Origin of the sequence: uncultured Maribacter sp., assembly GCF_963974015.1 — a bacterium.
Classification (GTDB): domain Bacteria; phylum Bacteroidota; class Bacteroidia; order Flavobacteriales; family Flavobacteriaceae; genus Maribacter.
The window spans coordinates 57,796-70,232 of sequence record NZ_CAXBBZ010000013.1; the positions used below are offsets into that span (position 1 = coordinate 57,796).

Sequence of the window (12,437 nt, forward strand, 5' to 3'; positions counted from 1 at the left end):
ACTATCTACAACCTTACAATTAAAAAAAAGAAAAGCTCAGGAACCACCCTGAGCTTTAAACTAAATCAAAAACCAACTTTAAACCAAAAGTCAAAATTGAACTAATTCAATTTCTTTTTCATAACTCTTAATTATATAACAACCTGCCTGTCTTTTACCCTACTTTTAAATCCTATTATTTTTACCTTTATATAAATTAGTAGGTATGATTGATTCATTTTTTGAAGAATTAAACAGTGAAATTAAAAAGGGTATATCAGAAAGAGCACATCCGTTCAGGTTCATTACTATGGCAACAGTAGGTAATGAAACCATCGCCCGTTTACGTACCGTAGTATTGCGGGAGGTTTCTGAAGATTTGCTTTTAACCATCTACACAGATAGTCGTACCCAAAAAATTAAGCACCTTGCCGTAAATAATCAAGTTAGCTTTTTACTATATCATCCTGAGAAATTGTTGCAATTAAAAGTCGAGGGCACTGCTGAAATAGTAACGGACAACGGCAGGCTTTCAAAAACATGGAAAAACATTCAACCTAACAGCAGAAAAGACTATATTACCCATACCAGCCCTGGGAGCTCTTTAAAAAATCCTGACCATGTGGAATATGTTGAAGATGAAAATTACTTTACCATAATCGATATTGTTCCTACAAAAATTGAATACTTAAAGTTACAACGACCTAACCATATTAGAGCAGTCTTTAAAAAAGACGATGGTGATTGGAATGGAGAATTTTTAGTACCCTAGTCCAAATAGAAATAAAGATTTTCTTTTTCTTTCCCTAATCCTATAGAGAGATCAACTGAAGTTATGTTATTTATGTTGGATGTAATTTATTAGCTAATCATAATTAATTTTCTATAATTAGATTTAAAAGAAACAATAAAAAAACAAATACAGGTATCTTATTAAAAGATACACACCTACCTATATTTATTTTTCGGTAATCACTGTAAAAGTCAAATCTAATGGCCGCAATGCTTCGAATAACATCGACACTAGGTCTTCACCATATTCCAGATAAAACTCAGAGAAATTAAGTTGACGTTCTTGCAATGATTGGTTGGGAAAAATTTCGTTCTGTAGTTCGGTCATACGAACTACCTGGTCTCTTAATTTTCTCTTTTGCGCCTGAAGCAAGCGTTTCTCCAATGCATCCAATCCTTTTTTCTGTTTTACTTCTTGAGCCTTTACAGCACCTAAGAATGACTTATCTGTTTTTTCGGCAATTGTATACATTGCTTTAAACTGCTCTTCTAACAATTTTTTCTGTATAGAAAAATCGATATCTATATTTGAAATCTCTCGAATCTTTTTATTGATCAAGCTATTCTGCTTTAAGAAGATATCAGATTTAGATATGTTCATTCGCTCAAGCTTATCCGCCTGTTTCTCGGTAATAATCAAGGCTGAATTTCTTACCAATAAAATTGGAAATGGCACATCCATAGCTTCAAACGCTGCCTTCAATTCTAACCAGTAGGCTATTTCACCGCCTCCACCAATATAACAAAGGTTTGGTAAAATGACTTCTTGGTACAACGGTCTAGCAATAACATTAGGAGAGAATCTTTCTGGATGAGCATCCATCTCATTAATCAATTCTTCCTTAGTGAACGAAATGGTGGTATCGTTTACGATATACTTTTCTTTACTTTCTATTATACGTTCGCGAATACCATCTTTCAAATAGAAATAATTGATTTCACGCGGATTCACCTGTACAGTGTAATCAGGTGAGATTTGCTCTAACACTTGAATAGTTTCAGATACTTTTTTAAAAGCCGAATGCTCAAAGATATCTTTCTTCATGTAAGGCACCAACAACTTCTTTAAATCGGCATTATCACCGTCAACAATAACCAAACCGTAGTCCTTAAAAATTTCATTGGCCAAATACCTAGTTGCCTCCGTTAGGTTATCATGTTTTAAATAGGCATTCTCGAACAGATCCTTTAATTGATTGGCGTTTTTACTATCACCTATAGTTTGCGAGAATAAATCAAAAACTTCCTCTAAACCCTTTGTTTTTAAATGGCCTACAGCCCCTGACGCATCTTTGTTCCACTGAAATTTTAATCCTTTGAAATTGAAATAATTGATTTCGTCGAAATCGTGATCTTCAGTAGCCATCCAATAAATAGGCACAAAATTATTATTTGGATATGCTGTCTTTAATTGCTGAGTTAAATTTATGGTAGAAATAATCTTATATAGAAAATACAAGGGTCCTGTAAATAGATTTAACTGGTGCCCCGTAACAATGGTAAACGTATTTTTTTCTTTTAAAAGCTCAATATTAGCCGCTGTTTTTTTAGAAACATCTGTGTCTTTATACTGCTTAAGTATTGAATTATGCAAAACATCTCTATGGGCTTTAGTAAAATGCTTTCCTTTTTCTTCTAGCTGACCTTTAAAACCTTTAAGATCGGGAAACCGATTATATAAGGGTTTAAGCGCAGTTTCTGCGGCAACGTAATCGCAAATCAATTTCGAAAAATAGCCCGTTTTTTCAATGGGCAAAAAGTCAATATCCATATGAAAATTAAATACTTGGTAAATATAAAACCCTTTCTTTTTACATTTCCTAAATATAAGTTAATTACCACTAGCATCAGTAACCCAATTACTCGGTGAAATACAATATAAATCACTTTCATTTTGCATTTATTTTAATAGATTTGGCTGACTCAGAATTTAAATAACTATATGAAAGCAATTCTACACTACATATTTCTATTCATTCCGCTTTTAAGTTTAGCCCAATTAAAATCTCCATCAGAGTTTTTAGGCTATGAACTAGGAACACAATTCACCAGACACCATGAGGTTGTTGATTATTATCAATATTTAGCAGAAGCTGAACCACAACGCATGAAACTAATTGAATATGGTAAAACCAATGAACGACGACCTTTGTTATTGGCTACCATTTCCAGTAAAGAAAATATGCAGAATCTTGAAAAAATTCGAGAAGAGCATATGAAGGGATTGAATGGTGAAGGCGCACCGGACAAGGCTATTGTATGGCTTAGTTACAATGTTCATGGAAATGAAAGTGTAAGTACGGAAGCTTCTATGCAAACTATTTACGATTTATTCACTACTAAAAGTAGTTATCTAGAAAACATTGTTGTGTTAATTGACCCATGTATTAATCCTGATGGTCGAGATCGTTATGTAAACTGGTACAACCAATTCAAAAACTCACCGAACCAAGTAGACCCAAATAGCAAGGAACACCATGAGGGTTGGTGGAGCGGACGTAGCAATCACTATATGTTCGATTTAAATAGAGATTGGGCATGGTTGACACAGGTTGAAAGTCAGCAACGCTTAAAACAATTCAACAAATGGTTACCTCACGTACATGTAGATTTTCACGAACAAGGTGTTGATAACCCGTATTATTTTGCTCCTGCGGCAGAACCATTTCATGAAGTTGTTACCGGTTTTCAAAGAGAATTTCAAAAAACTATAGGTAAAAACCATGCAAAGTATTTTGATGAAAATGGATGGTTCTATTTTACAAAAGAAGTGTTCGACCTATTATATCCAAGTTATGGTGACACCTATCCAACCTACAATGGCGGTATTGGCATGACCTATGAACAAGGTGGTAGCGGTCGTGCCGGGTTAGGTATTATCACCAGTATTGGAGACACCCTTACCTTAAAAGATAGAATTGCGCATCACCACACTACAGGTTTGTCTACTGTAGAGGTGGCTTCAAAAAATGCAACTAAGCTGAATGAGGAATTCAAAAAATTCTATCAAAATAAGAATTACAAATACAAAAGCTACGTATTGAATGGGAATCCTGATAAGCTAGAAGCATTAACTAATTTATTGAGCAAACACGAAATAGAATTTAAAGTTGGTGGCAATAACACAGTTAAAGGCTACAATTATACAACCGGGAAATCTGGAACATTAAAAAGTAGTGATAAGAGTATTATAGTTTCTACAGATCAAGCGAAGAGCACGTTAGTTAAAGTTTTGTTTGAACCTACTGCAAAGCTTAGTGATTCGGTTACCTATGATATTACAGCATGGTCATTACCTTATGCATATGGTCTCGATGCAATTGCTAGTGAAAGTAATGTCGCAGGCACTATTTCAAGCACACAAAACATCACTTATGAAATTGTAAAAGCTGATAGTTATGCATATTTAGCCGATTGGAACAGTATGAAAGATGCAAGGTTCTTGGCTGAACTGATAAGAAATAAAATTCGTGTTCGTTATGCCCACAAACCTTTTACTTTAGACGGAATTTCACATGAAAGAGGAACTCTTATTATCACTAAAAGCGATAACAAACAAATAAATAATTTCAATACCATATTAACAAACGCCTCTAAAAATCATAATAAAACCCTAACCTCAACCAACACAGGTTTTGTAGAAAGTGGAAAGGATTTTGGTTCAGGATACGTAGATGTCATACAAGATCTGAATATTGCCGTACTTTCTGGCGAACCTACCTCTACCTTACGTTTTGGTGAAATATGGAACTTTTTTGAGCAACAATTGAATTTCCCTATTTCTGTATTAGACGAGGATTATTTCAGTAGAATTGATTTAACAACATATGATATTTTAATTTTACCTGATGGTAGAGGTTATAACAGTTTTTTATCCAGTCATATCCAAGAAAAAATCAAAGATTGGGTAAAACGTGGAGGAAAACTTATTGTGATGGGAGGTGCCATTGATGCCCTTACCTCATCAGATAAAGATTTTACCATTAAGGAAAAAGAAATCGAAAAAGATTCAACCAATACCATTTCATCTTTTGAAGTATCTGAACGTGAACAGATCAAGTCTGAAATTACTGGTGCCATTTTCAAAGCTACGGTAGACAATACAAATCCTTTAGCTTACGGTTACGACGACACTTATTTTACTTTGAAATTGGGAGATAGAGCATACAAATATTTAGAAAATGGAAGTGCTGTTTATCTTAGTGAAGGTGCCAACGAACCTGTATCTGGTTTTGCTGGCAGTGAAGCAAAAAAGAAAATTGCAGAAACATTAATTTTCGGAACTGAAGAAATGGGTCGAGGTCAAATAATATATATGGTCGATAATCCGCTCTTTAGAGGTTTTTGGGAAAATGGGAAGCTATTTTTCGCCAATGCACTTTTTATGGTCAAATAATATTATCTATGAAAGAATACAAAGTTGAAACCCTTATTTATTATTCTAAATTAACTTTTGATAAATATCATATTGTCAATTCGTCGAACAAGGAGATTCAAGAAAAATTAAATGATCATGCAAAAGATGGCTGGCGTTTGGTTTCTACGGATGCCTCAAACTTTGGTGCAGCTATGTACATCTATTTATATTTTGAAAAATAGCCCCAAAGCTTAGATTTTAATTGCAAAATAATTTTAACTAAATGTCCCTGTAACACCTAAACCTGTTTCAGGGACATTTTATTTTAGATAAGGTATATAACACATTAGCCAACATATTTAGATCTTTTACGTTTATCTTGAGACAACATTCTGTGAAAGCAACAATAAACCAACCCATATGGCTAACGATCAAGACCAAATTAATGAGCTTTTGCAAAAACTTGAGCTTCTTCTTAAGAAGCAACAAGATTTTAATATTGAGGTTAATGAAATTCGAAGAGATATTCAAATACTAAGAAATACTCAAGCAATTAAATTTAACCAAGCACAAAAAGATTCAGCCATTGAACCTGAAAAAGAATACATTAAAGAACCTATTGCTTTTAATGAAGCTGATTTGTCCATTACCCAAAAGGAGGCCATTGAAGCCCCAGTTGCTGCTCAAGAACAACGTATTAATATTCCTGTTAAGAAGATTTCCACTCCAAAAGGAAAATCAAATCTTGAAAAATTTATAGGTGAAAACCTCATCAATAAAATTGGAATTTTAATTACTGTAATTGGTGTTGTCATTGGTGCAAAATATTCTATAGAAAATAATTTAATAAGTCCGCTTACTCGAATAATTCTTGGTTATTTAATGGGCTTAGGTTTATTAGGTTTTGCTTTTAAATTAAAAGCAAAATATGAAAGTTACAGTGCCGTTTTAGTAAGTGGTGCATTGGCCATCTTATATTTTATCACTTTCGCTGCTTATGACTTATATGGACTATTCCCTCAACTATTTGCATTCGGCATTATGCTATTATGCACTGTTTTTGGGGTCGTAGCGTCCCTTAACTACAATAAGCAAGTCATAGCGCATATTGGTTTGGTTGGCGCATATGGTGTACCATTTTTACTAAGTAATAATTCTGGAAATGCCACTGTATTATTTAGCTACATGGCACTTATAAATATTGGAATATTAGTAATCTCTATTAAAAAATATTGGAAAGCACTTTATTATATATCATTTGCATTTACTTGGTTGATATACGGAGCTTGGTATGCGTTTAATAGCATAGATGCAGATTTTTACATGGGCTTTACATTTCTAATAGTGTTCTTTCTCATTTTTTATGCTACATTTTTAGCCTTTAAATTGTTAAAATCCGAACAGTTTAAGGTTGGTGATATTATCTTAATTTTATTGAATTCATTCATTTTTTATGGCTTTGGAATTGCTTGGTTATACGGTTATGAAAATGGAGAGTCCTATTTAGGACTATTTACCTTAGCAAATGCATTAATACATTTTGCGGTAACCGTATTCATTTACAAGAAAAAATTAGCAGACCGAAAATTATTCTTTTTAACCTCTGGCTTTGTACTCACATTTATAACCATTGCCATACCAGTGCAATTAGATGGTAACTGGGTAACCCTAATTTGGGCATTTGAAGCTGCGCTTCTTTTTTGGATAGGGCGAACTAAAAAGGTTTCGTTCTACGAACATTTATCTTACATAATGGTAGTACTTGCCATTTTAAGTTTGATTATGGATTGGACATATACCTATCAACAATTTGGTATATATGATAGTTTAGTAACGTCGAAACCATTTTTCAATATCACCTTATTAACTTCGTTACTTTGCGTTTCCGCTTTTGGATTTATCACTTGGATTCAAACGAAATTAAATCTTGAAAAGAAGACTGTAGCCAATAAACTAATGGAGTTTGGCATGCCTGTAATTTTAATACTAACTCTTTATCTCTCCTTTTATTTAGAAGTTGATTATTACTGGAACGATGCTCTAGAAGCATCTAAAGTTCAAATTTCGAAAACTGAAGATTATTACCCTTATTTCAATTACAACTTAAAAGATTTAGGCATTACATGGAAAATTTTCTACACCATGCTATTTGTTAGTATACTTAGCCTTTTCAATTCCTTTAAAATTAAAAATAAAGCTTTAGGCATAGTTGCCACTTGCTCTGGTCTATTAGTTGTATTGGAATTTCTTAGTATCGGCCTTTACACGTTGAGTGAACTTAGAGAAAATTTTCTGTCGCAAGAGCTTTCTAAATATTTTGAAATAGGCGTTTACAACATATATATAAGATATATTGGTTTCGCTTTTTTTGCATTCATATTATTCGCAATTCGAACTTTAGTTCGACAAGACTTTATGAAAATCAACTATAAAGTACCTTTTGAGATTGTAATGCACATTTCTATTATCTGGATCTCAAGTAGTGAACTATTAAATTGGATGGACTTATCTGGTTCGGAGCAATCGTATAAATTAGGCTTAAGTATCTTATGGGGACTTTATGCTCTTTTACTTATTGCATTAGGTATCTGGAAGAAGAAAAAACACCTGCGTATTGGTGCAATTATTCTTTTCTCTTTCACCTTGATTAAGTTATTTTTCTATGACATTTCATCATTGAATACTATATCAAAAACTATTGTATTTGTCTCGCTCGGAGTTTTATTACTTATCATTTCTTTTCTTTACAATAAATACAAACACATCATAGCAGATGAAACCGAATAATAATCTATTCTTAATTTTTATCGTTCTAACCACATCATTTTGCTTTGGTCAGATGAAATCCTATTCAAAAAAAATAAAGCTGAAAGGAATAGAGAACCAATGGCATACCATTCAATTACCCAACGAAGTGTTTCAAAACATGAATTCGAATTTAACCGATATTCGCGTTTTTGGAGTAACAGCCATAGACACCATTGAGGCACCCTATATTCATAATACTTCAAAAGCTATAGATGCAAATTCATTTATTTCTTTTAATTTATTGAACACTGTCAATAACGCCAAAGGATATTTCTACACCTATGATGTAAAAGAAAAAGAAACTATTAATGAGATAAAATTAAGTATTAAAGACACGAATTTTAATTGGCTTATTACCCTTGAAGGAAGTCAAAACCAACAGGAATGGTTTACACTTTTAGATGATTACCGCATTCTTTCTATAATGAACGATCAAACAGATTATTCATTTACTACATTGAAATTTTCTGATACTAATTTCAAATTTTACAGATTACTGATTAAAAGTCCTGAAAAGCCCAATTTTGAATCTATTGAAATTTTAAAGAAAGCGAAGAAAGCCCCTCAATACCGAGATTATACAGTTAGATCATTTAATGTTTTTCAAGAAGAAAAAAACACTATAGTTAATGTCAATTTAAAAAGTAGAGCTCCGCTTAATCTATTAGAGCTTTCTGTAGATGATAAAATTGATTACTACAGACCTATTACCATACAATACCTTGTAGACAGTGTTAAGACAGATAAAGGATATCATTATAATTATAGAACAATGGCTACAAGAACTCTTTCTTCTATCGAAGAAAATAGTTTTCAATTACCAGGTACCATGGCGCAAAAGCTTCGCATTATTGTTTCTAATAATGATAATCAGCCTTTAAAATTTTCTAATATTAGCATTAAAGGATACATACACAGTCTAACCACCCGCTTTACAGAACCAGCAACATATTTTCTTGTTTACGGCAAAACAAATGATAAGGCCCCTAATTATGATATAGTAAAAACTTCTATTTCTATTCCAGAAAATATTTCAAGTCTTCAATTCGGCGATGCAATCAACATTCTTAAACCAAAAATCGAAACCAAGAAACCGCTCTTCGAAAATCAATGGTGGCTATGGTCAATTCTTGGTGTCATAATACTTTTATTGGGCTATTTCACCATTGTAATGATGAAGAAAGAGATTTAAAATATTACACTATTCCTTTTTTGACACCTAAAAACAAGCCTTTTATTTTTAACTTTAAGTTAATTAAACCGGCTCACCATACAGGTCAAAATCAGCAGCTTCGGTAATTTTCACATTCACGAACTCACCTTGTTTCACATAATGTTTTGCAGCATCAATAAGGACCTCATTATCAACATCTGGTGAATCAAATTCAGTTCTACCTATAAAATAGTTTCCTTCTTTACGGTCTATAATACAACGAAAAGTTTCTCCTACCTTCTTTTGGTTTAGCTCCCAAGATATTTGAGATTGAATCTCCATGATAATATTGGCACGCTCTTGCTTAGTTTCCTCAGGCACATCGTCTACTAAAGAAAAAGCATGTGTGTTTTCCTCATGGCTATACGTAAAGCAACCCAATCGCTCAAAGCGCATGGCAACAACCCAATTCTTCAAAGTCTCAAAGTCTTCTTCGGTCTCGCCTGGATAGCCGACAATTAAAGTAGTTCTTATGGTCATTTCCGTAACCGCTGCTCTAAACTCTTGTAATAATTTGGTAGTTTTAGCTTCTGTAGTTCCACGCCGCATACTCTTTAGAATACGGTCAGAAATATGCTGTAAGGGTATATCCAAATAGTTACAAACTTTTGGTTCCCTATTCATAACATCTAACACATCCATCGGAAAACCTGCCGGAAATGCATAATGTAAACGTATCCATTCAATACCGTCTATCTTCACTAAAGCTTCCAAAAGCTCGGCAAGGTTTCTTTTCTTATAAAGATCCAAACCGTAATAAGTAAGATCTTGTGCTATAAGTATTAATTCTTTTACACCCTTTGCGGCCAACTTTTCAGATTCAATCACCAAATCTTCAATTGGCTTACTTTTGTGCTTACCACGCATTATCGGTATGGCACAGAACGAACATGGTCTATCACAACCTTCAGCTATTTTAAGATAAGCATAGTTCTTTGGTGTAGTCGTTAATCGCTCTCCGATCAATTCATGCTTATAGTCAGCACCCAATGCTTTTAACAAACCTGGTAATTCACTGGTGCCGAAGTATTCATCTACATTCGGTATTTCTTTTTGCAAATCTGGCTTATAGCGCTCACTAAGACATCCGGTTACAAAAACCTTATCCACTACTCCATCTTCTTTCTTTTGAACATACTCCAAAATGGTATTAACACTTTCTTCTTTAGCATTAGCAATGAAGCCACAAGTATTAATAACTACTATATTTCCTTCCTCCTCATGTACAACTTCTTTGTTGTTGGCCTTTAATTGACCCATGAGTACTTCGGAATCATAAACATTCTTTGAACAACCTAGAGTTACTACGTTGATTTTGTTCTTCTTAAGAGTTTTTGTCCTCATAATTTAAATTGGGGTGCAAAAATACGATTTGGGTCTTTAAAAACGTTAGATATGGACAAAATTACTAGTGATCTTTAACCGATTATTCAAAATAACGTCCCAAACTAAAACTTGACCATGAAATTTCCCCAATATTTCAGCTTACTTGTTGTGTCATCATTACTTTTTGCCTGTTCGAGTGAATCTGATTCTGATACTGATACTGAAAAAAGTGGAACACCAGCTGTTATTTCGCCTGTACCTCTTGATACCTATTTTCCACCAATAACAAGAACCGACGAATGGGATACGATTTCAATGCAAACTCTTGGATGGAATGAAAATCAAGTAGATAATTTATATAGTTATTTAGAAGATAACGATACTGATGCCTTCATAATTTTGAAAGACGGAAGAATTGTAATTGAAAAATATTTTGGCGATTTCACACAAGATGATAATCATGCCTGGAATTCTGCCGGAAAAAACCTGACATCAATGCTGACCGGTATTGCCCAACAAGAAGAATTTCTTAGTATTACCGAACCTACTTCGAACTATTTAGGTGAAGGATGGTCGAGCTTGACTATCGACCAAGAATTGAGCATTACGATAGAGAACCAACTAACAATGACCACTGGTTTAGATTATAATGTCGAGGATGCTTTTTGTACCGACCCTGAATGTTTAATTTACTTAAATGATATTGACACCACTTGGTACTATCATAATGCACCTTACACTTTACTTGACGACGTAATTGCAAATGCTACCAATACAGATTTTAATTCATATTTCTCAGAAAAAATTAAAGAGCCTATTGGTATGCAAGGTCTGTTTATAAAAGTTGGATACAATAATGTTTTCTTTAGCTCAGCTAGAAGTATGGCTCGATTCGGAATTTTAAATTTAAACCAAGGCACCTGGGATGGTAGGCCAATTTTAACGGACACAGCTTATTTTAATTCTATGACCAATTCTTCTCAAGACTTAAACCCTTCTTACGGTTATTTGTATTGGTTGAACGGAAAGAGGAGTTATCGAGTACCAGGTTCCGATATTGAATTCACAGGAAGCTTAATACCTAATGCACCTGCAGACCTATATGCCGGCTTAGGAAAAAACGACCAGAAATTATATATGGTGCCAAGTTTAGATTTGGTAGTGGTACGAATGGGTGGCGCTAGCAGCGAAATTCTATTAGGCCCATCAGGTTTTGACAATGAACTTTGGGGACTGATTAATGAAATCATCCAATAAGTTCAAAATTGAAGATCTCATATCATTTTACAAATAACTTAAGAACGTTATTTAATATTTACTAGTAACAATTCTTATTTTTGTAAAAAAAATTGATGGATTTTAGAAAAATAGCCGAAAAAAGATATACCACAAAAAAATACGATGCTTCTAAGAAAATTTCAGAAGCACATATCGAAGATTTGAAGCATATTCTAAAGCTTAGTCCATCTTCTATTAACAGTCAGCCTTGGCTATTTACTTTTGTTTCACATAAGGAAACGAAAGATGCTTTAGCTGAAGCATCCTTCTTTAACGCCCCTAAAATAAGCAGCGCAAGTCATCTAGTCGTTTTTAGTGTTCAGGATAATCTTGAACAATTCGAACGTCATGTAGAAGAAAATTTAGCTGAGGGTTCTGTAAATTATTACAAGCAATTTCTGAAAGACCAACCTGCAGAAAAAACCATTAACTGGCTAACTCAACAAGTTTATTTGTCTCTAGGTTTTTTCTTAGCCGCCTGTGCTGCTATGGAAATAGATTCTACCCCAATGGAAGGTATTGAACCTGAAAAATATAAGGAAATTCTCAATATAAAAAATCACAAGGTACTATTTTCTGTTGCCATAGGTTATCGTGATTCCGAAGATGGTAATCAACCTAGTATAAACGGTAAATCTAGATTAGCAATCGATAAGGTTATAACTTCAATTGAATAGCATGAGG

The 12,437-nt window shown here is 33.6% G+C and carries 9 protein-coding genes; 7 read left to right on the top strand and 2 right to left on the bottom strand.

Translation table 11 applies throughout. The features are described 5' to 3' along the window. The first annotated feature begins 205 nt into the window (after window positions 1–205). Window positions 206–751 carry a pyridoxamine 5'-phosphate oxidase family protein gene (locus AACZ41_RS14430; RefSeq protein WP_339629247.1) on the top strand — a complete coding sequence of 182 codons (546 nt, stop codon included), beginning with the start codon at window positions 206–208 and terminating at the stop codon, window positions 749–751. Window positions 752–937: 186 nt separating this feature from the next. Here the strand turns inward: AACZ41_RS14430 and bshC are convergent, their stop codons facing one another. Beyond that, entirely contained in the window at window positions 938–2,542 is a 1,605-nt protein-coding gene (bshC, locus tag AACZ41_RS14435; protein ID WP_339629248.1) for a bacillithiol biosynthesis cysteine-adding enzyme BshC, read from the bottom strand. Window positions 2,543–2,713: 171 nt separating this feature from the next. Between bshC and AACZ41_RS14440 the strand changes: the two genes are divergently transcribed. From AACZ41_RS14440 to AACZ41_RS14455, 4 genes are all read left to right on the top strand, one after another. After that, window positions 2,714–5,167 carry a M14 metallopeptidase family protein gene (locus AACZ41_RS14440; RefSeq protein WP_339629249.1) on the top strand — a complete coding sequence of 818 codons (2,454 nt, stop codon included), beginning with the start codon at window positions 2,714–2,716 and terminating at the stop codon, window positions 5,165–5,167. Between the two features lie 8 nt (window positions 5,168–5,175). Next, the gene (locus tag AACZ41_RS14445) at window positions 5,176–5,370 is read left to right on the top strand and encodes a DUF4177 domain-containing protein (protein WP_339629250.1); all 195 of its coding nucleotides are present in this window, start codon (window positions 5,176–5,178) and stop codon (window positions 5,368–5,370) included. Window positions 5,371–5,548: 178 nt separating this feature from the next. After that, a complete protein-coding gene (locus tag AACZ41_RS14450; protein WP_339629251.1) occupies window positions 5,549–7,915 on the top strand; it encodes a DUF2339 domain-containing protein in 2,367 nt (788 codons plus the stop codon). A 52-nt stretch (window positions 7,916–7,967) separates the two neighbouring features. Then, on the top strand, window positions 7,968–9,128 hold the full coding sequence (locus AACZ41_RS14455; RefSeq protein ID WP_339629252.1) for a DUF3999 domain-containing protein: 1,161 nt from the start codon (window positions 7,968–7,970) through the stop codon (window positions 9,126–9,128). Window positions 9,129–9,191: 63 nt separating this feature from the next. Here AACZ41_RS14455 and rimO read toward each other — a convergent pair whose 3' ends face one another. Next, window positions 9,192–10,493 (bottom strand): 30S ribosomal protein S12 methylthiotransferase RimO, encoded by a 1,302-nt coding sequence (rimO, locus tag AACZ41_RS14460; protein ID WP_339629254.1) that lies wholly within the window; start codon window positions 10,491–10,493, stop codon window positions 9,192–9,194. Between the two features lie 117 nt (window positions 10,494–10,610). Here rimO and AACZ41_RS14465 point away from each other — a divergent pair, with 117 nt between their 5' ends. Together AACZ41_RS14465 and AACZ41_RS14470 are read left to right on the top strand one after the other, a co-directional pair. After that, window positions 10,611–11,732, top strand: a complete 1,122-nt coding sequence (locus AACZ41_RS14465) for a serine hydrolase (protein WP_339629255.1) — start codon at window positions 10,611–10,613, stop codon at window positions 11,730–11,732. 95 nt (window positions 11,733–11,827) lie between these two features. After that, window positions 11,828–12,430 (top strand): nitroreductase family protein, encoded by a 603-nt coding sequence (locus AACZ41_RS14470; protein WP_339629256.1) that lies wholly within the window; start codon window positions 11,828–11,830, stop codon window positions 12,428–12,430. Window positions 12,431–12,437 lie beyond the last annotated feature (7 nt).